This window comes from Nonomuraea sp. NPDC005501 (assembly GCF_040605905.1).
Lineage (GTDB): Bacteria > Actinomycetota > Actinomycetes > Streptosporangiales > Streptosporangiaceae > Nonomuraea.
Genome location: NZ_JBEXDT010000005.1, coordinates 120,321 through 143,408 on the forward strand (window position 1 = coordinate 120,321; position 23,088 = coordinate 143,408).

The window sequence follows — 23,088 nt, forward strand, 5'->3', positions numbered from 1 at the left end:
GGTCACAGCCTTCCGAGCTCCAGCTTCGACGGTTCGCTGTCCGACAGCCGCAGGCCCGGAGTGAGCGCCGCCGTGACGGCGAGCGACGCCACCGCCATCACCGTCATCGTCACGCCGGCCGGCAGGTACTGCGCCGTCAGGCCGGCCAGCGTGGCGCCGACCGCCTGCATCGCTTTCATGCCGGAGGCGTGCAGGCCGAGCGCCTGGCCGCGAACATCCTCGCCGATCAGCGCGATCAACCGCTCCTGCAACAACAGCGTGGAGGCGAAGCCGATCGAGGCCACCGCGACCGCGCCGGCTGCCACCGGTGTGCCGAGCGGCAACGCGAACAGCAGGTACGGCAGCGCGAGCAGGAACCGCAGCGGGGTGACGAACCGCCAGCGCGTGTCCGGCGGCAGGAACCGCCCGGCGGCCAGGTCGCCGAGCAGCATGCCCAGCGCCGCCGCGACGAACAGCGCGGCCGCCGCGTGCGGCGCGTAGGGCACGAACAGCGCCTCGCAGCCCACCACCAGGCCGTTGGGCACCCACATCGACAGGTAGACGGCCCGGCGGGCCGGTGTGGACAGCAGGTGCCGGTTGACCCGCCAGGTGACCGCGACGGACGGGCGGCTGGCCGCCCGCGGCGGCCGGGAGCCGAGTCCGAACCGCAGGACCAGCGCCGCGCCGAAGGCCAGCGCCGCACTGATCGCCAGCGTCGTCCGCGGCGACACCACCGCCAGCAGGACGCCGCCGAGCGCGAAGCCGGCGATCTGCATCGCGCCGACCGAGATGTTGAGGACCGAGCGGCCGAGCACGTACCCGCTCTGCGGCACGATCTCGTTGAGCAGGCCGTACCGGACGCCGCCGCCGACCGAGGTGACCAGGCCCAGCGCCAGGATCACCGCGAACATCGCCCACAGCGGCATGCCCGGCATGGCCAGTACCAGGCCGGCCGCGCCGCCGGCGAGCGCGATCAGCGTCAGCGCCGCACGCGGCCGCACCCGGTCGGCCACGGACAGCAGCATGGTGGCGCCGATCAGCTCGGCGAACGACGGCCCGAACATGCTCAACGCGGCCAGCAGCGGGGAGTCCGTGCGGGCGTACACCAGCGTGGCGAGCGCGAGCCCGTTCAGCGTGGTGGAGGCGACGTGCCCGCACGAGGCCGCGAACAGCGGCGTGAACTCGGGCGTGCGGAACAGCTCCCGGTAGGTCTGCATGGGCGGCGCTCTCCTGACCTTTCGTCCGCCGTCAGTGCGCTGCCTGTGGTGTCCCGGCCGGGATCTTCGCCGTTGTGGTGGGCCGGTACCGTACGTTGACCACCGACATGGGATCGTCCTCGCCGAGGCGGTGCAGGCGGATCGGCGCACTGCCGGGGTTGTCGTACAGCCGGATGCCCTCGCCGAGCAGGATCGGCGCGATGTGCAGGTCGATCTCGTCGATGAGGCCCAGTTCCAGCAGCTGACGGCCGATGGTCGGCGAGAACACTTCGAGGTTCTTGCCGCCGGCCGCCTCCAGGCCGATCCGTACCGCCTCAGCGGGGCCGCAGCTCAGGAACGTGACATCGTCGGCGGGCGTCGCGTCGTCGGGGTGGTGCGTGAGCACGAAGATCGGCCCCTGCCAGGCGCCGCCGTACGGGCGGCTGTTGTTCACGACGTCCCAGCCATCGCGGCCCCCCAGCACGGCGCCCGTGGTCTCGATGTACTCCTGGTGCAGGCCCGGACGGACCGAGAACCCGGCCATCCAGTCCATCTCGTGCCCGGGCCCCGCCACGAAACCGTCCAGCGACATCAGGAAGTGCCAGAGCACCTTCCCCCCTGCGGTCTGCGGCTCGGTGTCGTGCATGCGTGGCCTCCTGTGATCAGCGCCCTGGGGTTCGGTGACTCGACCGTACGGGGGCCACTGGCACATTGTTAAGGTCCACTTCCATGGCAGTCGAATGGTCCGGTCTCACCCCGGAGATCATGCTGCACCTGGACCGGGGTGTCCGCGGCACCCTCGGCGCGCAGTTGCAGGAGGCACTGCGTACCGCGATCCGGTCCGGACGGCTGCAGGCCGGCGAGCGGCTGCCGTCCTCGCGGAAGCTGGCGGCGGACCTCGGCGTCTCGCGCGGACTGGTCCAGGGCACCTACGAGCAGCTGGCGGCCGAGGGATACCTGACGGCCACGGGCGGTGGCACGACACGGGTCGCCCTGGCCCTGCGGCAGTCGACGGTCGAGCAGGTCACGCTCTCCTCACCGGTCGAGGCGGGCATCGCGTTCGTTCCGGGCCGGCCGGACCTGGGCAGCTTTCCCATGCGGGACTGGCTGTGGGCCTGGGGCGAGGCCGCGCGGACCGCGTCGCGCAGCGACATCGGCTACGGCGAGGCAGCCGGCTCACCACGTCTGCGCGACGTGCTCGCCTCCTACCTCCAGCGGGTCCGCGCCGCGTCGATCAGCGCCCACGACGTCATCGTCTGCAACGGCTTCACCCAGGGCCTGGCACTCACCCTCGACGTGCTGCGCGAACAGGGCACCGAGACCGTGGCCGTCGAAGACCCCGGCCACCCCCAGATGGCCATGCACGTCCGCCGCGCCGGGCTGACCCCGGTGCCGGTGCCCGTCGACGCGCAGGGCGTGCGCGTCGGCGAGCTGCGCCGGACCCCGGCCACAGCCGTCATCCTCACCCCGGCCCACCAGACACCCACCGGCGTCGTGCTCGCCCCCGGCCGACGCCAGGAGCTGCTGCGGTGGGCCGAGGAACGCGACGGCGTCATGATCGAGGACGACTACGACTCGGAGTTCCGCTACGACCGCCGGCCGGTCGGGGCGCTGCAGGGTCTGGCGCCCGACCGGGTGGTGCTGATCGGGTCGGTCAGCAAATCCCTCGGACCGACCCTGCGACTGGGGTGGATCCTCGCGCCGTCGCATCTCGCGCCGGCCATCGCCGAGGAGAAACACCGCAGCGACCGTGGATCACCCGGCCTCGACCAGCTCGCGCTCACGCGGCTCATCGAGTCCGGCCGGTACGACGCCCACCTGCGCCGGATGCGCAGAGCGTACGCCGCCAAGCGGGTCGCCCTCGCCGAAGCGCTGCGCCGGCATGCCCCCCACCTGCGGCTGACCGGACTCGACGCCGGCTTCCACGCGGCGGCGGCGCTGCCCGAGGGCACGGACGAGGCCGCGGTCATCGCGGCCGCCGGACGGCGTTCGATCCACCTGCACGGCATGCGGCGCTACCGGGTCGATCGCGGCAGCGAACCGCCGGCCGTCGTCTTCGGCTTCGGTGACCTCAGCGAGCACGCCATCCGGTCCGGCATAGCCCGCATCGCGGACCTCCTGCGCTGAGGGAACCTTACGTCAGCCGTTCCACCCGGCTCCTGCGATCTCGCCGCTGTCGTGGCGCTCGAGCAGGGCCTCGGCGCCGTTTTCGAGCATCCGGGCCGCGTCCGCCGCACGGGGAAGCATGGTCTTCTCGTAGGCGCGGACGGCTTCGCCGACCGTGGTGGAGCCGGCCAGCGCGAGGGCAAGCTCGCAGGCGTCGAGCATGGCCAGGTTGGCGCCCACGCCGAGCGGGGGCATGAGGTGGGCGGCGTCGCCGAGCAGGGTCACGGTCGGCGTGTGCTCCCAGGCGTGCGGGACCGGCAGGGCGAACAACGGACGATCGACGTACGGTCCGTCGTTGTCGGTGATCATTTGGAGCATGGGTGGCGACCAGCCGGAGAAGGCGTCGAGCAGCCGGGCGCGGATGCCGGCGGTGTCGTCGGCGCGCAGGCCGCTCGCGGTGATCCAGTCGGCGGGCAGGCGCTGCATGATGTAGACCCGGATGTGGTCGCCGCTGTTGCGCTGGGCGAACAGGCCGCGGTCGCCGTCGGCCGCGGCGGCGCTCCCCTGGCCGACGAGCGCGGCGAGGTCGGGATGCGCGTTCTCGACGTCCTGGAACCAGGCCTCCAGAAAGCTGACCCCGGTGTACCGCGGCGCGGCCGGCGACACCGCCGGGCGGACTCGGGAGAACGCGCCGTCGGCACCGATGACCAGGTCCGTCTCGACGCTCGCGCCGTCGAGGAAGTGCACCCGCCGCGGCCCGCCGGCCGGGCCGGCGACCTTCTCGACGGCGTGGTTCCACCGCACGGTCCCCGGCTCCAGCGAGCCGAGCAGCAGATCGCGCAGCTGGCCCCGGTCGATCTCCGGTTTGTAGAGCTCGCCCTCGGCCGGGACGTGGTGGCTCAGGATCCGCCCCGTCGGATCCAACCGGCGCATCTCCTGCCCCTCCGGGCGTGCCAGCCCGAAGAACTCGTCGATCAGGCCGGCCTCGCGCAGGGCGAGCTGCCCGTCGCCCGCGTGCAGGTCGAGGGTGCCGCCCTGAGGGCGCGCCTGCGGGTGCGGGTCGCGGTCATAGACCGTCACGGGGATGCCGTGCCGCTGCAGGATGCGGGCACAGGTGAGGCCACCGGGGCCTGCTCCGACGATGCTGATCCTCGCGGTGGCCGGTGCTGGTGAGTCCATGACTGTTCCTCTCGTCATGAGGGTGGTGGGAGCCGCGGCGCGGCGCGTTCGTGCACGTCGTCCTCGCGATCCCGAGGCCGCGGACGACGCCGCGACACCAGAAAAGCAGAACGAGGCAAAAAGTGCAACAAGTCCACTAATTGCTCGCGACCACTTTTTGGTAGGGTGCGTGCATGGAGAAGACACCTGTCGTCGGTCGCCGCGAACGCAAGAAGGCGGCCACCCGTCAAGCGATCGCCGACGCCGCCCTGCGCCTGTTCCTGGAGCGGGGCTACGACCGGGTGAGCATCAGAGACATCGCCGAAGCGGCTGACGTCTCGACCACGACGCTGTTCAAACACTTCCCGGGCAAGGAGGCACTGGTCTTCGACAAGGACGAAGACCGCGAGGCGGAGCTGATCGCGGCGGTCCGTCGCCGCCCCGCCGGTCAGGGTGTCATCGATGCGCTCCGCGAGCACGTCCTCACGACCTGGCTCCCGGTCGCGACCCACCCGCGCTGGGCCGAATTCGCCGAGCTCGTGGACTCCACGCCGGCCCTGCAGGAGTACGCCGAACGCATGTGGACCCGGCACACCGCCGCGCTCGGCGCGGCCATCGCCGATGACGCCGGCGTGAGCCATGACGACGTCGCCTGCCACGCGCTCGCCCGGTTCATCCTGGAGATACCGGCACTCAGCCGAGGCCGGCAGGATCCTCGAACGGCCGTCGAGGAGGTCTTCGACCTCCTCGCACACGGCTGGCGCCCGCCTCGCCCAAGGCGATCACCATGACGGGCGGAGCCGCGCGCGATGGTGGAGCAGGCGACCGGCGCGGCGCCGACGATGGCGATGGCGGACGCGCCGGAGTGAGGGGTGGGGCCTGCGCGGGATCGGTACGAGTGATTCAGGGCGACGGGGTTCCAGGCACCCCCAGCAGCGGCAGCCACACCTCCTCCACGATCTCGACGATCGACTCGTCCGGCACCGCGCGCATCGTCGTCAGCATGTCGTGGCGCAACAGGTCGAACGGCAGGTTCACCACGCGAGACGATCGTGGCACGTCGGGCAGCTCGCCGCGCTCGACCGCGCGGGCGACGATCGTCTCGAAGGCGCTCTCCTCGCCCGGCGGCAGGAGGGTGTCGCGCAGCTCGCTGAAGCTGGTACCGCTCTCGCGGAAGTAGTCCACCAGTTGCACGCTCAGCAACGTGATCGTGGGCGCCCGGTCGGCGTTGGCGTTGCGCAGGAAGCCGATCGCGTCGTCGCGGAGGCCGCCGGTCTTGGGCACCGCGATCGGCTGCCAGAACGCGGTGAGAGTGGCCATCAGCAGATCGCCGCGCTGCGGCCAGCGCCGGTAGAGCACGGGACGACTCGTGCCGGCGCGCGCGGCGACCGCTTCGAAGGTGAAGCCGTGGTATCCGTGCTCGATCAGCACGTCCCACGCGGCGGCGAGGATCGCGTCCTGGAGTTCGGCGCCGCGTCGACGCGATGCGCCGCCGTCACGGGTCCTGTCACGGGTCGAGCCGCCGCCGGCACGGCGTTCCGCCGCGATCTGCTCGTGGTTTGGAGCCACTTGCGTATCTTATCGCCCTCACCTACGGTGGCCCCCGTTAGATACATACGCGTATCTTAAAAGGGGGATGTCAGTGATGTTCGACGTCATCGTCGTCGGCGGTGGACCCGCCGGCTTTTTCCTGGCCTGCGAGCTCCGCCTCGCGGGAGTCCAGCCCCTGGTGCTGGAACGACGGCCGCGACCAGACCTGTCGGACAAGGCACACGGCCTCGCCGGCCAGGTCGTGCGACTGCTGGACAACCGCGGCCTCTTCGAACGCTGCGGGGGCCGAGGGGCACCGGCGCCCGCGCCTGGGCTCTTCTTCGGCGGGATGCCGCTGCCTCTGCACATGCTCGGCAAGGAGAACCCGATGTATCTCCTCCCGGTCAACCAGCGCGACCTTGAACATGTGCTCCATGAGCGCGCCTCAGAACTCGGCGCGGATGTCCGGCGAGGCTGGGAGGTGCTGTCCTTCAGCCAGACCGATGACCAGGTCGACGTCGTGGCACGCGGCTCCGACGGCATCGAGACGACATACACCACCCGATACCTCGTCGGCTGCGACGGCGGCCGCAGCCTGACGCGCAGGCAGGCAGGAATCGCCTTCCCCGGCACCGGCGACGACAACGTCGTCGACCGCTCGGCCCTGATCGGGCCGAGTGACCGGTTCCGTCTCGCGACGGGGGGGACGCGTGGTGATCGATGGCCTCGGCGAGATCCCGGCGATGTTCCACCGCACCGAGCGGGGCGTTTTCACCCTTCTCGCGCACGACCCGGAGCGGCCGCTGGTCAACACGGCCGAATGGGAGGATCACCCGGCGGGTGACTTCCCGGGGCCGGGTGCGCCGATGACGCTGAAGGAGATGGAGGAGAGCATCGAACGGGTCCTCGGAGTGCGCCTGCCCCTGACTCCCCCGCCCGAGGGCGCCCCCACGTTGCTTCGCCGCCTGTGCGGCCGCAACTGGCGGCTGGCTGAGCGCTACCGCGACGGTCGAGTCTTCATCGCCGGTGACGCGGCGCACGTCAGCCATGGTCCGACGCTGAACGCGGCACTGCAGGACGCGGCCAACCTCGCCTGGAAACTCGCCGCCACGCTGCAGGGATGGGCCCCGGAAGGCCTGCTGGACAGCTACGAGACCGAACGCCGCGCGAGCGGAGAACGCGTGCTCATGCATACCCGAGCCGGGGCCGCCCTGATGGCCCCCGGAGACGATGTCACCGCGTTACGCCTGCTCTTCGCGGAACTCCTCGACCGCACCGAGAACACGCACATGGTCGCCGCCCTGATGGCGGGCGCCGATGTCCGCCACGACATGGGAGAGGAACACCCCGCCGCGCCCACCGGCTGGTTCGCGCCGCCCCTCGACCTCACCACCGGCGACGGGCACACACGGCGGCTCGCCCAGCTCCTGCGCGAGGCCCGCCCCCTGCTTCTCGACCTCACCGGCGGGAACGACCTCGCCGCCGCCGCGGAGCCCTGGAACGGCCGGGTGCACCGCGTGACCGCAACCGCCGACGACCCCCCGGCACCCGCACTGCTCATCCGGCCCGACGGCTACGTCGCCTGGGCGGGCGCCGACCCCGACAGCCTGGAGACAGCCCTCACCCGCTGGTTCGGCCCGGGCACGCAGGCGCGCGAAGACCCCTGATCGAACGTGGCGTCCCAGGTGTGGCCGAGGCCGCCAATCCCGCGGGCCTGCTGCGCGAACTGGCCTGCATCTGCCTGGAGCAACCGCTCGCCGAGCGCCTGACCGAGGCCCTGGACGCGATGCAGCCCCACATGCGGCGGATGGGCGCGGTCGCCGGAGCGCTGATGACCTCCGGACACCGAGGCGAGCGGGCCGAGCACCGCGGCCAAGGCGCCGGCAGCCGCGCCGAGTCCATGGCCGTGATCCGCGATGCCCTGACCGACCTGATGGAGCCCGATCACGACGCGCTGCGGCTGCCGGTCGACGTGGCCGCGGAGACCTTCATGTTCATCAGCATGTCCGCGGGCCGGGCCGGCGTCTCCCAGCTCGGCGGCGCCGTCAGCCTCGCCTGCGGCCAATCCCTGCTCGCTCACCACCTCACCCCGAACGGCCCCGAGGCCATCGCAGACGCCGTCACGACCGGCATCGGAACCAGCCTTGCTTGGATCGGCGGCCTTGGCGGCCTGCCGGCCCTGGCCGCCGTCATCCTCATGCCCAGCCTGCGCATCACCTCTTCATCGAGGTCGACATCGAAGCGGAACTCGCCGAACTGGACGCCGGCCGGCGACCGCTGCGCCCCACACCGGTCAACGAGTCCGGCACCACCTTCCTGATCAACCCGTGATGCCCCGGACCCTGGAAGGACGGCGGGGACGCCGATCCCATACGCGCTGCCGCGGACGACGACCACGACCACCAAGACCGCCGAAGATGACTACATCCCGGCGCCCGAGCCGGCCCGATGGGCGATCAGTTCACCGGTGCTGCGGCGACGCTGCGGCTGGCCGAGACCCATCAGTCCGCCATCGCCGCCCCGCCCCTCTCCAGGCCGTCGGCCGCCGCCGTGTTCGCCTACGACGGCGCACTCAACAGCCTCGGGCAGTTTAAGCAACCACAGTTGACTATCGGCGGATCAGTCAACTAAGGTTGCTTACATGTCGGCAGAAGACGTACCCGCACCCCAGGATCCAGCCGACGCGCTCGCGGCGGTCACGGCGCTGCGGCGCCTGGCCGACCAGCTCGAGGACGCCGCCGTGGAGCAGGCCATGCGCGCCGGGTGGGGCTGGCCGGAGGTCGCCGAGGCGCTCGGCGTCACCCGCCAGGCCGTCCACAAGAAGCACGCCAAGCGGCTCATCGCCGCCGGCGTGACGCTGAGGAGACGACAGTGAGCACGATCGACCACTACATCAACGACATCATCATGCGGGGGGCGGCCGAGGCGCGCGAGGAAGGCTCTGCCGCCACCGAGGCCCACCACCTCCTGCTGGCCATCGCCGCCGTCGAGGGCACCGCCGCGCACGGCGTGCTGACGGCGGCGGGGCTCAGGCGGCAGGCGATCAGGGATGCGCTGGACCGGGAGTTCGAGCACAGCCTCGACGCGGTCGGGGTGTCCCTCGCCTCCTACGACCTTCCCAAGCCCTTCCGCGACCCCACAGATCACCCGAAGCCCGGCGCCTCCGCCCGGCTCGCGCTCGAACGCGGCTTCGCCGCCGCCAAGGGCAAGAAGGACCTGCGTCCCGCCCATCTGCTGCTCGGCGTCCTGAGCGCCGACGTCGGCACCGTGCCGCGCGCGCTCGCCCTGGCCGGCGTCGACCGCGCCGGCCTGATCGATCGCGTCGAGGAGACGCTCACGCACGAAAGCTGGTAACCAGCACCCCTGCCCCCACGCTCCGGCCCCGGCTCGGGCCGCGATGCGTCATGCCCTCGTGCCGGGCTTCCGCCGGCATGTGCTCCGGCACGAGGTCATCCGATCACAAACAGAGGTCATCATGACGCACAGCAACGGTATCGTGCTCGACGTCGACGGGCTGCGCATGCGCTACGGCTCGCTCGACGTCCTGCACGACGTCACGTTCCAGGCCCGCCACGGCGAGGTTCTGGCCTTGTTGGGGCCGAACGGCGCGGGCAAGACCACCACGATCGAGATCCTGGAGGGCTTCCGCACAAGGTCGCAGGGCCGGGTCTCGGTGCTCGGCGCCGATCCCACGCACGGCGACGAGCGGTGGCGGGCCAGGCTCGGGATCGTGCTGCAGTCCTGGCGCGACCACAGCAAATGGCGGGTACGCGAGTTCCTCGCCCACCTCGGCACCTACTACGCCCCCTACGCCGTCCGCGGGATCCCGCGGCCCTGGGACCCCGACGAGCTGATCGAGAGGGTCGGCCTGACCGAGCACGCCGGCAAGAAGCTCAAGACACTGTCGGGCGGCCAGCGACGCAGGCTCGACGTGGCGATCGGCCTCGTGGGGCGCCCCGAGATGCTGTTCCTCGACGAGCCGACCACCGGCTTCGACCCGCAGGCCAGGTCCGACTTCCACGATCTCGTACGCGACCTGGCCGACGCCCGCGAGACCACCGTCCTGCTCACCACCCACGACCTGGACGAGGCCGAGAAGCTGGCCGACCGCATCCTCGTGCTGAACGGCGGCCGGATCGTCGCCGACGGCACCGCCGCCGAGCTGGCGCGGCGAATCGCCGGCGAGGACGAGGTGCGCTGGGTGCGCGACGGGCGGCGGTACGTCGACAGGACGCCCGACTCCACCACGTTCGCCCGCGAGCTGTTCGCCCGCTACGGCGACGACGTCCGGGAGCTGGAGGTCCACCGGGCCTCGCTGGAGCAGACGTACCTGGCGCTGGTGCGCGAGGCCGAGGGGGTGGCCCGATGAACGCGACCGTAGTGCGCGCGGGATGGTCCCGGGGCCTGATCGAGCTGCGGCAGTCGTTCACCAACGGCACCGAGCTGTTGTCGCACTTCCTGTGGCCCGGGCTGATGGTGGCCACGCTGTTCTTCATCCGGGACCTGTCGGTCGGCGCTCTCCTGCTCGGCACCCTGGCCTTACCCGGCATCCTCGGCATGAACGCCGCGACCGGCATGATCAGCATGAGCCAGCAGCTCACCGCCGACCGCGAGGACGGCACGCTGCTGCGTGCCAAGGCGACCCCGCACGGGATGCCCGCCTACCTGATCGGCAAGGTGATCTCGGTCTCCGGCGGCCTGCTGGCCGATCTGGTGATCTTCCTCGTGCCCGCCGTGCTCCTCGTCGAGGGCCTGCGGATCGGTCCGGGCTCCTGGCCCGGACTGGCCTGGGCGCTGGCGCTCGGCCTGGTCGCGACCCTGCCGATCGGCGCGGTCTTGGGCTCGGTGTTCACCAGCGCCCGTGCCCAGGGGCTGGTCCAGCTTCCGTTCCTCGCGCTGATCGGGATTTCCGGCATCTTCTACCCGATCAGCTCGCTGCCCGAGTGGCTGCAGTGGATCGCCCAGGTCTTCCCGATCTACTGGATGGGGCTCGGCATGCGGTCGGCCCTGCTGCCGGACTCGGCGGTCGCCGTCGAGATCGGCGAGTCGTGGCGGCACCTGGAGACCGCCGGCGTGCTGGGCGCCTGGGCGGTGCTCGGCCTGCTCCTGGCGCCGGTCGTGCTGCGGCGGACGGCACGCGGGGAGTCCGGCTCGACGGTGGCGGCACGCCGTGAGCGTGCCCTGCAGCGGGTCGGGTGAAGGCCGTGACCGTCACGACGGTGACCGGCCGGTCCCTGGCGCCGGACCTGGCCCGGGGCGTGATGGTGCGCCCGCTCCGGGTGACGCCGGGCAGGCTCGCGGCCAGATCCGCCGTACGCGGCTGGTGCAGGTCGACCTCGATGCGGGGCGGCTGCGGCACCGGGCCGGCGCTGTGGTGGCGTTGCGAGTACACGCCATACATGCGCCCGTACGGGATGGGTTTCTGCGGCCGTGAGCGGGTGCTTAGAACGGCAACCGCAGCCGCGGATTCGTGACCTCTGCCTCTTCAAGCGTGCGCAGCGGCGCCGACGGTCACCGATCGATGCTGGCCATGTTCGCCTCGTCATGGCGCTCGCCCGCGGCCGGCGTGAGGTTGTTCAACCGGTCGAGCTGAGCGGCGCTGAGTTCGATGCCGTCGGCGGCGGTGTTCTCTTCGACGCGCGAGACCCGCCGGGTTCCGGGGATCGGGGCGATGTCGTCGCCGCGGGTCAGCAGCCACGCCAGCGCGGTCTGTGCCGGGGTGGCTCCGATCTCGGCGCCGATGGCCTGCACTTCGTCGACGATGCGCAGGTTGCGCTGGAAGTTCTCGCCGGTGAACCGCGGGTTGGTCTTGCGCCAGTCGTCATCGGTGAAGTCCTCGACGGTGCGGATCTGCCCGGTCAGCAGGCCGTGGCCGAGCGGGGAGTAGGGCACGAACCCGATGCCGAGCTCGCGCAGCAGGGGGAGGATCTCGGCCTCGACGTCGCGGGTCCACAGAGAGTATTCCGTCTGGAGCGCGGCCACCGGATGCACGGCGTGTGCCCGGCGGATCGTCTCGGGGCCGGCCTCGGAGAGTCCGATGTGGCGCACCTTGCCTTCGGCGACCAGCTCGGCCAGCGCGCCGATGGTCTCCTCAATGGGCGTGTTCGGGTCGACGCGGTGCTGGTAGTAGAGGTCGATGTGATCGGTGCCGAGCCGCTTGAGCGAGCCTTCGACCGCGGCCTTCACGTTGGCGGCGCTGCTGTCGATCACGCCGGGGCCACCACCGGAGTGGGAAACCAGGCCGAACTTCGTCGCCACAACAACGTCGTCGCGCCGGCCCTTGATGGCCTCGCCGACGATTTCCTCGCTGTGGAAGGGGCCGTAGATCTCGGCGGTGTCGATGTGGGTGACCCCCAGTTCCAGCGCCCGGTGGATGGTGCGGATCGACTCGGCGTCATCGAGCCCTCCGCCCGTGGTGTAGGTCCCGGCCATGGTCATGGCTCCCAGGCCGATGCGGGAGACATCAAGCCCACCCAGTGATACGTGCTTCATCAGGTACTCCTTGTCGTAGCGGTCATCAGGCCCGGTCGGTGGTCATGGCCTGTGCGCGCCATGACCAGTGCGGTGCCCACCCGCTGAAGGGCCGTGCTTCGAGGGGCCGTGCTTCGAGGGGCCGTGCTTCGGTGGCCCGCGCTGCCGGCGCCGGTGCCGTTCCCCGGACAGCGGGTCAGCTGACGCAGGCCTACCCGGCGGCGGCCTCCGTCTCGCCGGGGTGCGGGGCGTGTTGCTCAAGCCTGGCTATCGTCGTAGGCCAGGCTGCCGCCCAGCTCGCGGGAGGCCTCGGCCTGGGCGAGGAGTTCCTTCGCTTTGGCCTGGGCGGCCTCGATGGCGTCCGCGCCGGCGACGAAGCGCTGCAGAGGCTTGTCCTGGTTGGCGATGGTGAGCAGGGCGCGGGCGAGTTTGGCGGGGTCGCCGGGCTGCCGGCCGTTCATGCTCACCATGCCCTCGATCCTCCGGGCGGTGCGCGGGGCGTAGTCGTCGATGGACAGCTCGGGCCAGGTGGTGGAGCCGTCTGTGAGGAGTTCGGTGCGGAAGTAGCCGGGTTCCACGACCGTGGTATGGATGTTGTAGGGCTCGACGTCGTGGCGAAGGGACTCCATCCAGCCCTCTTCTGCGAACTTCGAGGCGGCGTAGGCGGCGGTGAATTCCATGCCGACCAGGCCGGCGGTCGAGGTGATGGTGACGACGTGGCCGGCGCGCTGCCGGCGCATGAGCGGCAGGACGGCGCGGGTGACGTTCATCGGGCCGAAGAGGTTGGTCTCGAACTGCTGGCGCATCTGCGCGGGAGAGATCTCCTCGAAGTAGCCGGTGAAGAGGTTCCCGGCGTTGTTGACCAGGACGTCGATGCGGCCGAAACGGTCGACGGCGGCCTGCGCGGCGGCCTGCGCGTCCTCGAGGCTGGTGACATCCAGCTTGGCGACCAGCAGATTGTCCTGCGGCCCGCCCAGGGTCTTCTCGACCTCTTCGGGGCGGCGGCCGGTGGCGACGACCTGGTGGCCCGCGGCGAGGGCCTCGCGGGCGATGTCCGTGCCGAGACCGCGTCCGGCACCCGTGACAAAAATGACCTTGCTCATGAGATTTCCTTTCAGGCGCCCTGATCGGGCACCTGGGTGATTTCAATGATCACAGCGGCCGACGGCGCCGCAGAAGGCTGGAAACCAGCGGTACAAGCGCCGTATCCGGCCCATTCACGCCACCGCGGGGCGGCGCACTACCAATAAAACCCGTTGTCACGGGAGTGTGGGAGTCACTGATGAGGGGGTCACTGAGAGGGACCCCCAGGCAGAATGAAGCGCTCATAGAGTGGAGCACATGGCGAGCAGAAACGACCCTTATGGCACTAATCGCGACTTTCGTGGTGATTTTCGGGCGGAGATCCGGGAATTCCTGGGCACGCGACGGGCCAAGGTCACCCCCGAGCAGGCCGGACTGCCCGTGTACGGCGGAGAGCGCCGGCGGGTCACCGGGTTGCGCCGTGAGGAAGTGGCCCTGCTCGCGGGCATCTCCAGCGAGTACTACACCCGGCTGGAACGCGGCGACGCCACCGGTGTCTCCGAGAGCATCATCGAGGGCATCGCCCAAGCGCTACAGCTCGACGAGGCCGAACGAATCCACCTGCTCGACCTCCTGCGCGGTGCCGGCCCGCCCCGCCCACCACGCCGCCGCCCGGTCCAGCAACGCGTCCGCCCCCCGGTGCAGCGCGTCCTGGACTCCATGACCGGCACACCCGCGTTCATCCTCAACGGACGCGGGGACATCCTGGCCACTAACCCTCTCGGGCGCGCCCTGTTCTCCCCGGTCTACGCCGGCCCGGTACGGCCGCCCAACAACGCCAGGTTCGTCTTCCTCGACCCGCAGGCGACTGAGTTCTTCCGCGACTGGGACAAGGTCGCAGGCGACACCGTCGCCATGCTCCGCGCCGAAGCTGGCCGCGACCTGTACGACAGGCGACTCACAGACCTGATCGGCGAGCTGTCCACCCGCAGCGAGCATTTCCGTCGCCGCTGGGCAGCCCACAACGTCCGGATCCACACCACTGGCGTGAAGCTCCTCCACCACCCGGTCGTCGGCGACCTCGACCTGCCGTTCGAGACCTTCCCTCTGGGCGCCGACCCCAGCCAGTTCCTCCTCACCTACACCGCCGAACCCGTCTCACCCACCCAGGACGCCCTGAATCTCCTGGCCAGCTGGGCCGCAACCCACGACGCCATCGACAAGCACGCCCCGACCAACGACCCCGAATCGGCCGAGACAACAGACTGATCGCCGACGCACTGCGCGCCGCACTGCGCACCTGACGCCGGCCGACCTCGTGGACCTTGCCGATGTCGGGGCGCCCAAAGCGACCATGACCTCACGGGCGGCCAGCGCCACTCAATCATCACCCACCAGGGGCTTCCAGCTCGACCCGTGCAAGCGGGATCTCGATGGCCGTAGGACCGTGGGCTTGAGCTCGGGCAGAAACTTGTAGATCGTGGAGCGGCCGTCAGGGAGCTCCTGGGACACATGATCGAGGAGTAGGCCAGGAACCGCGGCACGCCGACCTGTTGCGGGAATGCGTCGACGGCCGCGCCGGCCAGTGACGGCTCCCCCGCACGGGACGACATGTGCCCAGTGCGGCGGGATCAGGCCGCGGACGTCGGGAAGCGGCCTCGCAGCGGAGCGCTGTCCGGCGACTCGGCCGCGCCGAGGCGCATGATCGGCTCCAGCAGGCCCGGGAAGCGCTCGCTCATATCGGCTTCGCGCGGCCGGATCCGCCGGTGCCGGCCCTCGACGGTCATGCTGATCAGCCCCGCCTCGCGCAGGATCCGCCAGTGATTGGACAGCGTCGACACCGGCACCTCCAAACCGTCGGCGAGAACGGCACAGGTCAACCCGGGAGTGGCCCAGGCCCGCCGCACCAGCTCCAGGCGAACCGGATCACTGAGCGCGTGCAGCACCGGCGCGAGGGTCAATGACTCGCGCGCCGGCTCGGGTAGCGGTCGCATGCCTCCACACTACCCGATGCTTCGATAGTTCGGAATTATGGAACTATGATGGAAAGAGCATCCGCATCGTGAGAGGGACCACGTTGACCGCACACGAAAGCACGACAAAGGCCGGATCGCCGGAGGCCGGAGGCATTCGATCGAACCGGGCGGTGTTGCTCACAGTGACCTGCCTGGGCCAGTTCATGGTGCTGCTCGACAGCACGATCGTCGGCGCGGCGCTACCCGACATGCAGCAGCGGCTCCACACCGGGCTGACCGGGCTGCAGTGGATCGTCGACGCCTACGTGCTGCTGGTGGCCATGCTGCTGCTGTCCGGCGGCGTCTTCGCCGACCGGTTCGGCCGCAAGCGGGTGTTCCTGGCCGGCGTCGTGGTGTTCACCCTCGCGTCCGTGCTCTGCTCCGTCGCCCCCTCCATCGGCTGGCTGATCACCGGACGGGTGGTGCAGGGCGTCGGGGCCGCGGCGCTGAGCCCCGCCTCGCTGGCCCTGCTCGCCGCCGCCTATCCCCTCGCGCAGGAACGAGTCAAGGCGATCGGCCTGTGGGCCGGATTCAGCGGCATCGGCCTGGCCGCCGGACCGCTGGCCGGGGGCGTCCTGGTGGACGCCTTCGGCTGGCCCGCCATCTTCCTCGTCAACGTGCCCATCGGCGCGGTCCTGCTGCTGGCCGGTCTGCGTGTCCTGGGCGAGTCCCGCAATCCGAACGCGCCGGCGATCGACATCCCGGGGACGGTCCTGTCCGTCCTGGGCGTGGGAGCGCTGACCTATGGGCTGATCGAGGGCGGTTCCCGAGGCTGGACCTCACCGGTGATCCTCGGCAGCTTCGCCGCCGGGCTGGCGCTCCTGGCCGCGTTCGTCGTGGTCGAGGGTCGTGTGTCGACGCCGATGCTGCCGCTGCGACTGTTCCGGCAGCGGCTGTTCACGGTGTCCAACACGGCGATGGTCGTGGTCGGGTTCGCGCTGATGGGCTCGTCGTTCTTCTTCTCCCAGTTCTTCGTCTACGTCCAGGGCAGCTCCATTCTGGTCGCCGGGCTGCGGACCCTGCCCGCCACCCTCGCCATGGTGATCGTCAGCCCGTTCGCGGGCCGCTTCGCCGCCAGGTACGGCTTCCGGATCGTCGTCACCGCCGGCCTGGCGCTGGCCGGACTGGGGCTGCTGGCGCTGGGCAACGTCCACGCCGACACCGGCTACGGGAACGTGTGGTGGCGGCTGGCGGTCGTCGGCATCGGGTTCGCTCTGACCATGTCCCCGCTGACCGGCGCCTCCATCCAGGCGGTCAGTCCCCAGGAAGGAGGCCTCGCCTCGGGCGTCAGCAGCACCACCCGGCAGATCGGCGCGGTGCTCGGCGTGGCAGTGCTCGGAGCGATCGTCCGCACCCGGCAATCCGGCGGCGCCTCCTTCGAATCCGGCCTCAACAGCGCCTTCATCGCGGCCGGTGCCGTCACCTTGGTCAGCGCCGTGTTCACCGGCCTGTGGCTGGTGAGGTCCAAGCCGGCGCAGGGCTCCACGCCGCATGCCCGATCCACCGACTCACCCACGGTCACGACGCCCTCCTGACATCGCCCGCCCCACAGCCCCGCCGAGAAAAATACGCGACGTCATGGCTCAACGAGGACCGGAACTGTCCTGCTTGGCTGACAGAGTTCTCAGCACGGCAGCGGACATCCGGTCCGGGCCCGAACACCTTGTGGAGTGAGCATGTTCCTGGTCACCGGCGCCACCGGCAACGTCGGACGCATCGTCGTCGAGCGGCTCCTCGCCCGTGGTGAGAAGGTGCGGGCGCTGGTGCGGGACCCGCAGCGGGCCGACCTGCCGGAGGGCGTCGAGGTGGCGGAGGGCGACCTGTCCCGCCCGGACACCCTCGCCGCGGCACTCGACGGTGTCACCGGCGCGTTCCTGTACGCGGTGCCGGGCAGCGGGCCGGCCTTCGCCCAGGCGGCTGGGCGGGCCGGGGTCGAGCGTGTCGTCCTGCTGTCGTCCAACGGGGTCGACGACACCGCCACCGAGCAGGCAAACCCGATCGCGGCCTACCACGCCGAGATCGAGCAGGCGCTGCGCGCCGCCGAGCCGGCCTGGACGTTCCTGCGCTCGGCGCACATGGCCACCAACGCCCTGCCGTGGGCGGGCCAGATCCGCGCCGGCGACGTCGTCCGCGCCCCCTACGCCGGCGCCACCAGCGCACCCGTCCACGAGGCCGACCTCGCCGAGGTCGCCGTCGTCGCGCTGACGCAGGACGGCCACGCCGGCCAGGTCTACCCCCTCAGCGGCCCGCAGTCCCTCACCGCCGCCGAGCAGGTCGCCCTGATCGGCCAGGCACTCGGCCGCCCGCTGGCCTACCACGAGCTGACCCCCGAGGTCGCCCGCGAGCAGATGAGCCGCTTCATGCCGCCGTTCGTCCTGGACACCCTGTTCGAGCAGTGGGAGCAGTCGGTCGGCCATCCCGCGCCGGTGTACGACACCGTCGAGCGGCTCACCGGCCGCCCCGCCCGCACCTTCGCCCAGTGGGCCGCCGACCGCGCCGCCGACTTCTCCTGAAGCAGGCAGGCCGTTTCCCGGCCGATCAGCGTCCGCCTGGCAGCGTCCGCCTGGCAGCGTCCGCCTGGCGGGGCCCGCCGGTCATCCGGCCGGCGGGCCGCCCTCGCTCGGCGTGCCGAGCGCATGGCCGATGCGCGCGTGCAACGTCGTGAAATGCTCGACGAGCTCGGCCGGCTCGTGGACGGTGAAGTCGAAGCCGAGCAGGGTCACGTGCAGGGCGAGCCCGTCCAGGGAGTTGGAGCCGGCCCGCAAGGTGCAGGTGCGCTCATCGACGGCTTCGACCACCCCAGCGTCGGCCGGCACCCGCTCGGCCACCTGCGCCGCAGGGGCGTACATCGTGAACCGCGCCTGGTAGCGATACCGGTCGACACCCACCGCCCAGGACGCGTACCCGCCGATGTCGCCGGCCGGCGGCTCGCGCGGCGTGAACCGCGGGCCGGACGGGACCTTCGGCTGCAGCCGGTCGACCCGGAAGGTACGCCAGCCGTCCCGGTCGAGGTCGTAGGCCACCAGGTACCAGCGGCGCCCGGCATGGACGAGCTTGTGCGGCTCCACCGTACGGGTGCTGTCGGTGCCGTCGTGGCCGCGGTAGTCCATACGCAGCCGCTGATGGCCGCGGCAGGCCGCGGCGATCGTGGTCAGCACCTCCGCCGAGACCACCGCAGCCGGCCGATGCTGCGCCACGGTCGCCCCGTCCAACGCCGAGACCCGGGAGCGCAGCCGCGGAGGCAGAATCTGTTCCAGCTTCGCCAGGGCCCGCACCGACGTCTCCTCGATCCCCGCCACCGTCCCGTTCGCCGCCGTCCGCAACCCCACCGCGACCGCCACGGCCTCCTCGTCGTCGAGCAACAGCGGCGGCATGGCCGCCCCGGCGCCCAGCCGGTACCCGCCGATGTTGCCGATCGTGGCGTGCACCGGGTAACCGAGTTCACGTAGCCGATCGACGTCACGGCGCACGGTGCGCACCGTCACCCCCAACCGGTCGGCCAGCTGCGGACCGGACCAGTCCCGATGCTGCTGCAACAACGACAACAACCGAAGCAACCGCGCAGACGTTTCAAGCACCCCTGCATTGTGCCCGGCAACGAGGACCGCACCTGACCTCCTTGGCCGACACAATCGTCTCGCAGAGCACACACCGAACCCCCGCGCGAGGCCGAACACCTCGCGTCGACCCCAGGAGCCATCTCTTGAACAGCGAGATCAAGCCGTTCCGCGTCGACATCCCCCAAGCCGACCTGGACGACCTGCGGCGACGCCTGACCGCCGTCCGCTGGCCCAGCCAGATCCCGGACGCCGGCTGGAGCCGCGGCGTGCCGCTGACGTACCTGAAGGAACTGACCGAATACTGGACCACGACCTACGACTGGCGCGCGACCGAGAAGCGGATCAACCACCACCCCCAGTTCACCACCGAGATCGACGGACTGGACATCCACTTCCTGCACATCCGCTCGCGCCACGAGCAGGCGTTCCCCCTGATCCTCGCGCACGGCTGGCCCGGCTCCGTCGCGGAGTTCCTGGAGGTGATCGAGCCGCTGACCAACCCCGACGACCCGGCCGACGCCTTCCACCTCGTGATCCCCTCACACCCGAACTTCGCCTTCACCGGCCCGGCCACGGCGGGCTGGGACTCCCGTCGCATCGCAGGCGCCTACGCCCAGCTGATGGCCCGGCTCGGCTACGACCGGTACGGGGCACAAGGCGGCGACTTCGGCGCGTTCATCGCCCCCGACCTCGGGCGCGTGGACCCCGAACACGTCGCCGGCGTGCACGTCAACGCCGCCACCGCCGGATTCATCCCGTTCGGCGGCGTGCCCGAGGGCACGGAGCTCACCGACGCCGAACAGGCCCGGCTCGACCGGATGAACCGGTTCCTCTCCGACGGCAACGCCTACTTCCAGATCCAGGCGACGCGTCCGCACACACTCGGTTTCGGCCTCGCCGACTCCCCCGTCGGCCAGCTCGCCTGGATCGGCGAGAAGTTCCACGGCTGGGCCCACCCGGCCGGCTCCATCGGACCGGACGCCGTCATCACCCACGCGATGATCTACTGGCTGACCAACACCGGCGCCTCCTCGGCGCAGATGTACTACGAATCCCTGCACACCCGCACCTGGCCCACACCCTCACAGGTGCCCACCGGCGTGGCCAACTTCGCCGAGGACATCGCGATCCGCCGCTTCGCCGAACCCCTCAACACCATCACCCACTGGGCCGAGTACGACCGCGGCGGGCACTTCGCGGCGCTCGAGGTCCCCGACCTGTTCACCGACGAAGTACGCACCTTCTTCCGCACCGTCCGCTGAACATCCGACCGGGAGCCCCAGCGCAGCCGTACCCGCGACGTCAGAGACGGTTCGGAGGAGATCCGTACGCGGTCACCTCCGAGCCGGAGGTCCGAGTGGTGACCTCGGCATGCCCGTCCGGAAATCGCGGAACGATCCCTGCCGCAATACCTCCTACCGTGATCACCATGACCGCGATCGAACCTTTCAGCATCGCCATCCCCACGACCGACCTCGACGACCTGCGGCGGCAGCTCACCCAGGCCCGATGGCCGGACGAGCCGCGCGGCGCCGGGTCCGGCCGCGGTGTCCCCCTCGCCGACCTGCGCGCCCTGGCCGAGCACTGGCGTGACCGATTCGACTGGCGGGCGCAGGAGGCGCGGCTCAACACCTTCCCCCAGTACGTGACCGACCTCGACGGCCAAATCCTCCACTTCGTGCACGTGCGCTCCGGCGCCGCGAACGCGCTACCGGTCCTGCTCATCCATGGCTACCCCAGCTCGTTCGCCGAACTGCTCCCCCTCGTCGAGCCGCTGACCACCGACGGCTTCGACGTGGTGATCCCCTCCCTGCCGGGCTTCGCGTTCTCCACGCCCGTACGGCAGAGCGGATGGGGCGACCTGTTCCGCGTCGCCTCGGCGCTGGCCGAGCTCATGACCAGGCTCGGCTACGAGCGGTTCGCCGCGCACGGCGGCGACGTCGGCGCCGGGATCACCGGGATGCTGCCGATGGCCGCGCCGGGACGCGTGGTCGCCACGCACATCAACGGCCCCGGCCCGTACCCGTTCGGACCCCCGGTGGACCCGCAGGGGCTGAGCGAGGCCGACGCCGCGCGGGCCGCACGCTTCAACCAGTTCCAGCGCGACGGGCTCGGCTACCTGCACCTGCTGTCCACCCGGCCCGCCACACTCGCCTACGCGCTGACCGACTCGCCGATCGCGCAGCTCGCGTGGATCACCGAGAAGTTCACCGAGTGGAGCGACGTGCCCATGGACGTGGACGACCTGCTGACCACCGTGAGCCTGTACTGGTTCACCCGCTCGGGCGCGTCCTCGGCGCACTTCACCTACGAGGGCATGCAGGCCTTCCGCGCGTTCGCCGAGCACGCGAACACAGACCCGGGCGCGGCAACACTCGCGCCGGGCGGCGTGCCGATGGGGGTGGCGGTGTTCGCGACCGACCACTCGATCCGCTCGCTCGTCGATCCCGCGAAGACAGCGGCACGCTGGACGGAGTTCGGCCGCGGCGGGCACTTCCCAGCGCTGGAGGTGCCGGAACTGCTGGCTCAGGACCTGCGGGAGTTCCTGCGTGCGTATCGATGATCGCACGCTGAACCGGGTGACGCTTGAGCGGCAACTCCTGCTGCGACGCTCGCCGATGCCGCCCCTGGAGGCGGTCGGCCGGCTCGTCGGATCACAGGCCCAGGCGAGCAACGACCCCTACCTCGGTCTGTGGACGCGGCTCGCCGGCTTCGCCCTGGCCGATCTGAGCGACCGCCTCACCGACCGGTCACTCGTACGGGCCTCCATGCTGCGCGGGACCCAGCACCTGGTGCGCGCCGACGACTACTGGTGGCTGCGTCGGCTGATCGAACCCGCCCTGGCCCGCGGCCGTCAGGCCGCCTTCGGCAGGCAGACCGCCGACCTGGACCCTGCCGAGCTGGCAGCGGCGGCCACCGAGCTGCTGACCGGCCGGACACTGACCCGGCCTCAACCTGGCCAGAATCGTCGCTCATGAGCGACGATTTCGCCCCCTGGCGGAAGTCTTCACCTTTGACCGTCCTAACCGACCTGACGCGAGGACTCCTGTGACTGACGAGAAAAGGCTGTCTGACATGACCAGTCCGGCACCGAAGGCACGGGGCAGTCGCATGGCTGACCTCTGGCCGCTGGTGCATGCCGAGCGAGCGGCCCTGGCGGGCGACCTGGTGGATCTGGTCAACCAGCAGTGGGCGACGCCGTCGTTGTGTGCCGGGTTGACGGTGCGGGAGGTGCTGGCGCACCTCACTGCAGGGGCGAGCCTTAATGGTGTGCGATGGCTGGCGGGGGTGATCCGCTGCCGGTTCGACTTCGACAAGCAGGTCGCCATGCGGCTGGCTGAGCAGCTGGGCGCGACCGCGGCTGAGACGCATGACAGGTTCCGCCGCATCATCACGAGCACCACCAAGCCGCCTCTCCCGGTCATTGCGATGCTGGGTGAGACGATCGTGCATGCCGAGGACATCCGGCGACCGCTGGGCATTCGCTATGCGTACCCGATCGAGACCCTCACTCGGGTAGCCGAGTACTACCGGAGCTCGGACCTGGTCGTCGCCGCCAAGAGACGGATCGCCGGCCTGCGACTCGTCGCCACCGACGGCCCTTTCACCACGGGCTCCGGCCCGCTGGTGTCCGGCACCACCCTGGCGCTGGTGATGGCCACGACCGGACGCTCGGTGTTCTGTGATGAGCTTGACGGCGACGGCGTCGAAATCCTGCGCGATCGGCGCGACATGACATGACCTCGTCGGCGGCCTGGGCCATCGTTTCGAACTCCTTGCGGGCGATCGAGTGGGGGTTGGCGGCTTCGAAGGTGGTGGCGCGGTGCATGTCCTTGACCGAGGTCATTGCCGCGCGGGCGGCGGACATGGCGTCGCGGGCGCTGAACTCATCGCCGTGCCCTGAGCGCATGTAGCGGGTGACCCAGACCCGGCGCCGGGCAGAGTCACGCCGGGCGGGGTCGGCCGAGGGCTGGAACCTTTCCAGGCGGTCGCCCCGGTTGGCCGCGATCACGCGGACGACGCGGCCGGGGACGTGCCCCGGCGAGACCT

General features: G+C 70.8%; 25 protein-coding genes. 17 read left to right on the plus strand and 8 right to left on the minus strand.

Annotation, left to right across the window (positions count from 1 at the left end; translation table 11 throughout):
• Positions 1-2: 2 nt before the first annotated feature.
• Positions 3-1,196 carry an MFS transporter gene (locus ABZS51_RS05490; protein ID WP_355436717.1) on the minus strand — a complete coding sequence of 398 codons (1,194 nt, stop codon included), beginning with the start codon at positions 1,194-1,196 and terminating at the stop codon, positions 3-5.
• Positions 1,197-1,227: 31 nt separating this feature from the next.
• Complete coding sequence (locus ABZS51_RS05495) at positions 1,228-1,821, minus strand: dihydrofolate reductase family protein (protein WP_355436720.1); 594 nt, start codon at positions 1,819-1,821, stop codon at positions 1,228-1,230.
• Between the two features lie 83 nt (positions 1,822-1,904).
• On the opposite strand from ABZS51_RS05495, the gene ABZS51_RS05500 reads away from it, so the two are divergent.
• Complete coding sequence (locus tag ABZS51_RS05500) at positions 1,905-3,302, plus strand: PLP-dependent aminotransferase family protein (RefSeq protein WP_355436723.1); 1,398 nt, start codon at positions 1,905-1,907, stop codon at positions 3,300-3,302.
• 12 nt (positions 3,303-3,314) lie between these two features.
• Here ABZS51_RS05500 and ABZS51_RS05505 read toward each other — a convergent pair whose 3' ends face one another.
• Positions 3,315-4,460 carry an NAD(P)/FAD-dependent oxidoreductase gene (locus ABZS51_RS05505; RefSeq protein ID WP_355436726.1) on the minus strand — a complete coding sequence of 382 codons (1,146 nt, stop codon included), beginning with the start codon at positions 4,458-4,460 and terminating at the stop codon, positions 3,315-3,317.
• A 173-nt stretch (positions 4,461-4,633) separates the two neighbouring features.
• Here ABZS51_RS05505 and ABZS51_RS05510 point away from each other — a divergent pair, with 173 nt between their 5' ends.
• A complete protein-coding gene (locus tag ABZS51_RS05510) occupies positions 4,634-5,230 on the plus strand; it encodes a helix-turn-helix domain-containing protein (RefSeq protein WP_355436730.1) in 597 nt (198 codons plus the stop codon).
• Positions 5,231-5,342: 112 nt separating this feature from the next.
• On the opposite strand, the gene ABZS51_RS05515 is transcribed toward ABZS51_RS05510, so the two are convergent.
• Positions 5,343-6,008: a TetR/AcrR family transcriptional regulator gene (locus ABZS51_RS05515; protein WP_355436733.1), complete on the minus strand. Its 666-nt coding sequence runs from the start codon at positions 6,006-6,008 to the stop codon at positions 5,343-5,345.
• Positions 6,009-6,084: 76 nt separating this feature from the next.
• On the opposite strand from ABZS51_RS05515, the gene ABZS51_RS05520 reads away from it, so the two are divergent.
• From ABZS51_RS05520 to ABZS51_RS05555, 8 genes are all read left to right on the plus strand, one after another.
• Complete coding sequence (locus ABZS51_RS05520) at positions 6,085-6,813, plus strand: FAD-dependent monooxygenase (protein ID WP_355436736.1); 729 nt, start codon at positions 6,085-6,087, stop codon at positions 6,811-6,813.
• A 37-nt stretch (positions 6,814-6,850) separates the two neighbouring features.
• On the plus strand, positions 6,851-7,636 hold the full coding sequence (locus ABZS51_RS05525) for an FAD-dependent monooxygenase (RefSeq protein WP_355436818.1): 786 nt from the start codon (positions 6,851-6,853) through the stop codon (positions 7,634-7,636).
• A 20-nt stretch (positions 7,637-7,656) separates the two neighbouring features.
• Complete coding sequence (locus ABZS51_RS05530; RefSeq protein ID WP_355436739.1) at positions 7,657-8,289, plus strand: hypothetical protein; 633 nt, start codon at positions 7,657-7,659, stop codon at positions 8,287-8,289.
• Between the two features lie 128 nt (positions 8,290-8,417).
• Complete coding sequence (locus ABZS51_RS05535) at positions 8,418-8,600, plus strand: hypothetical protein (RefSeq protein ID WP_355436742.1); 183 nt, start codon at positions 8,418-8,420, stop codon at positions 8,598-8,600.
• 10 nt (positions 8,601-8,610) lie between these two features.
• The gene (locus ABZS51_RS05540; protein WP_355436745.1) at positions 8,611-8,844 is read left to right on the plus strand and encodes a hypothetical protein; all 234 of its coding nucleotides are present in this window, start codon (positions 8,611-8,613) and stop codon (positions 8,842-8,844) included.
• On the plus strand, positions 8,841-9,323 hold the full coding sequence (locus ABZS51_RS05545; protein ID WP_355436747.1) for a Clp protease N-terminal domain-containing protein: 483 nt from the start codon (positions 8,841-8,843) through the stop codon (positions 9,321-9,323). The genes ABZS51_RS05540 and ABZS51_RS05545 overlap by 4 nt, the downstream gene beginning before the upstream one ends.
• A 121-nt stretch (positions 9,324-9,444) precedes the next feature.
• Complete coding sequence (locus ABZS51_RS05550; protein WP_355436750.1) at positions 9,445-10,338, plus strand: ABC transporter ATP-binding protein; 894 nt, start codon at positions 9,445-9,447, stop codon at positions 10,336-10,338.
• On the plus strand, positions 10,335-11,168 hold the full coding sequence (locus ABZS51_RS05555) for an ABC transporter permease (RefSeq protein ID WP_355436753.1): 834 nt from the start codon (positions 10,335-10,337) through the stop codon (positions 11,166-11,168). The genes ABZS51_RS05550 and ABZS51_RS05555 overlap by 4 nt, the downstream gene beginning before the upstream one ends.
• Before the next feature lie 312 nt (positions 11,169-11,480).
• Here the strand turns inward: ABZS51_RS05555 and ABZS51_RS05560 are convergent, their stop codons facing one another.
• Complete coding sequence (locus ABZS51_RS05560) at positions 11,481-12,461, minus strand: aldo/keto reductase (RefSeq protein ID WP_355436755.1); 981 nt, start codon at positions 12,459-12,461, stop codon at positions 11,481-11,483.
• A gap of 236 nt (positions 12,462-12,697) precedes the next feature.
• Entirely contained in the window at positions 12,698-13,543 is an 846-nt protein-coding gene (locus tag ABZS51_RS05565) for an SDR family oxidoreductase (protein ID WP_355436758.1), read from the minus strand.
• Between the two features lie 238 nt (positions 13,544-13,781).
• Between ABZS51_RS05565 and ABZS51_RS05570 the strand changes: the two genes are divergently transcribed.
• Positions 13,782-14,732, plus strand: coding sequence for a helix-turn-helix transcriptional regulator (locus ABZS51_RS05570; RefSeq protein WP_355436761.1), 951 nt, complete (start codon positions 13,782-13,784; stop codon positions 14,730-14,732).
• 362 nt (positions 14,733-15,094) lie between these two features.
• On the opposite strand, the gene ABZS51_RS05575 is transcribed toward ABZS51_RS05570, so the two are convergent.
• Positions 15,095-15,409 carry a helix-turn-helix domain-containing protein gene (locus ABZS51_RS05575; RefSeq protein ID WP_355436764.1) on the minus strand — a complete coding sequence of 105 codons (315 nt, stop codon included), beginning with the start codon at positions 15,407-15,409 and terminating at the stop codon, positions 15,095-15,097.
• 200 nt (positions 15,410-15,609) lie between these two features.
• On the opposite strand from ABZS51_RS05575, the gene ABZS51_RS05580 reads away from it, so the two are divergent.
• Positions 15,610-17,013: an MFS transporter gene (locus ABZS51_RS05580; RefSeq protein ID WP_355436767.1), complete on the plus strand. Its 1,404-nt coding sequence runs from the start codon at positions 15,610-15,612 to the stop codon at positions 17,011-17,013.
• Positions 17,014-17,154: 141 nt separating this feature from the next.
• A complete protein-coding gene (locus ABZS51_RS05585) occupies positions 17,155-17,991 on the plus strand; it encodes an NAD(P)H-binding protein (RefSeq protein ID WP_355436770.1) in 837 nt (278 codons plus the stop codon).
• Between the two features lie 81 nt (positions 17,992-18,072).
• On the opposite strand, the gene ABZS51_RS05590 is transcribed toward ABZS51_RS05585, so the two are convergent.
• A complete protein-coding gene (locus ABZS51_RS05590; protein ID WP_355436773.1) occupies positions 18,073-19,056 on the minus strand; it encodes a YafY family protein in 984 nt (327 codons plus the stop codon).
• Positions 19,057-19,181: 125 nt separating this feature from the next.
• Between ABZS51_RS05590 and ABZS51_RS05595 the strand changes: the two genes are divergently transcribed.
• The 4 genes from ABZS51_RS05595 (at position 19,182) to ABZS51_RS05610 (ending at position 22,779) form a co-directional block, all read left to right on the plus strand.
• Positions 19,182-20,300 carry an epoxide hydrolase family protein gene (locus tag ABZS51_RS05595; RefSeq protein WP_355436776.1) on the plus strand — a complete coding sequence of 373 codons (1,119 nt, stop codon included), beginning with the start codon at positions 19,182-19,184 and terminating at the stop codon, positions 20,298-20,300.
• 167 nt (positions 20,301-20,467) lie between these two features.
• Positions 20,468-21,601, plus strand: a complete 1,134-nt coding sequence (locus ABZS51_RS05600; RefSeq protein WP_355436779.1) for an epoxide hydrolase — start codon at positions 20,468-20,470, stop codon at positions 21,599-21,601.
• Positions 21,588-22,016, plus strand: a complete 429-nt coding sequence (locus ABZS51_RS05605) for a crosslink repair DNA glycosylase YcaQ family protein (RefSeq protein ID WP_355436783.1) — start codon at positions 21,588-21,590, stop codon at positions 22,014-22,016. Before ABZS51_RS05600 ends, ABZS51_RS05605 begins: the two co-directional genes overlap by 14 nt.
• 133 nt (positions 22,017-22,149) lie before the next feature.
• The gene (locus ABZS51_RS05610) at positions 22,150-22,779 is read left to right on the plus strand and encodes a maleylpyruvate isomerase family mycothiol-dependent enzyme (RefSeq protein WP_355436786.1); all 630 of its coding nucleotides are present in this window, start codon (positions 22,150-22,152) and stop codon (positions 22,777-22,779) included.
• The last annotated feature ends 309 nt before the right edge of the window (positions 22,780-23,088 follow it).

Excerpts from the sequence above, each read along its gene's own strand:
- ABZS51_RS05490 (WP_355436717.1), bottom strand. The coding sequence starts at position 1,196 with ATGCAGACCTACCGGGAGCTGTTCCGCACGCCCGAGTTCACGCCGCTG.
- ABZS51_RS05495 (WP_355436720.1), bottom strand. The coding sequence starts at position 1,821 with ATGCACGACACCGAGCCGCAGACCGCAGGGGGGAAGGTGCTCTGGCAC.
- ABZS51_RS05500 (WP_355436723.1), top strand. The coding sequence starts at position 1,905 with ATGGCAGTCGAATGGTCCGGTCTCACCCCGGAGATCATGCTGCACCTG.
- ABZS51_RS05505 (WP_355436726.1), bottom strand. The coding sequence starts at position 4,460 with ATGGACTCACCAGCACCGGCCACCGCGAGGATCAGCATCGTCGGAGCA.
- ABZS51_RS05510 (WP_355436730.1), top strand. The coding sequence starts at position 4,634 with ATGGAGAAGACACCTGTCGTCGGTCGCCGCGAACGCAAGAAGGCGGCC.
- ABZS51_RS05520 (WP_355436736.1), top strand. The coding sequence starts at position 6,085 with ATGTTCGACGTCATCGTCGTCGGCGGTGGACCCGCCGGCTTTTTCCTG.
- ABZS51_RS05525 (WP_355436818.1), top strand. The coding sequence starts at position 6,851 with ATGGAGGAGAGCATCGAACGGGTCCTCGGAGTGCGCCTGCCCCTGACT.
- ABZS51_RS05535 (WP_355436742.1), top strand. The coding sequence starts at position 8,418 with ATGGGCGATCAGTTCACCGGTGCTGCGGCGACGCTGCGGCTGGCCGAG.
- ABZS51_RS05540 (WP_355436745.1), top strand. The coding sequence starts at position 8,611 with ATGTCGGCAGAAGACGTACCCGCACCCCAGGATCCAGCCGACGCGCTC.
- ABZS51_RS05550 (WP_355436750.1), top strand. The coding sequence starts at position 9,445 with ATGACGCACAGCAACGGTATCGTGCTCGACGTCGACGGGCTGCGCATG.
- ABZS51_RS05555 (WP_355436753.1), top strand. The coding sequence starts at position 10,335 with ATGAACGCGACCGTAGTGCGCGCGGGATGGTCCCGGGGCCTGATCGAG.
- ABZS51_RS05560 (WP_355436755.1), bottom strand. The coding sequence starts at position 12,461 with ATGAAGCACGTATCACTGGGTGGGCTTGATGTCTCCCGCATCGGCCTG.
- ABZS51_RS05565 (WP_355436758.1), bottom strand. The coding sequence starts at position 13,543 with ATGAGCAAGGTCATTTTTGTCACGGGTGCCGGACGCGGTCTCGGCACG.
- ABZS51_RS05570 (WP_355436761.1), top strand. The coding sequence starts at position 13,782 with ATGGCGAGCAGAAACGACCCTTATGGCACTAATCGCGACTTTCGTGGT.
- ABZS51_RS05585 (WP_355436770.1), top strand. The coding sequence starts at position 17,155 with ATGTTCCTGGTCACCGGCGCCACCGGCAACGTCGGACGCATCGTCGTC.
- ABZS51_RS05600 (WP_355436779.1), top strand. The coding sequence starts at position 20,468 with ATGACCGCGATCGAACCTTTCAGCATCGCCATCCCCACGACCGACCTC.
- ABZS51_RS05610 (WP_355436786.1), top strand. The coding sequence starts at position 22,150 with ATGGCTGACCTCTGGCCGCTGGTGCATGCCGAGCGAGCGGCCCTGGCG.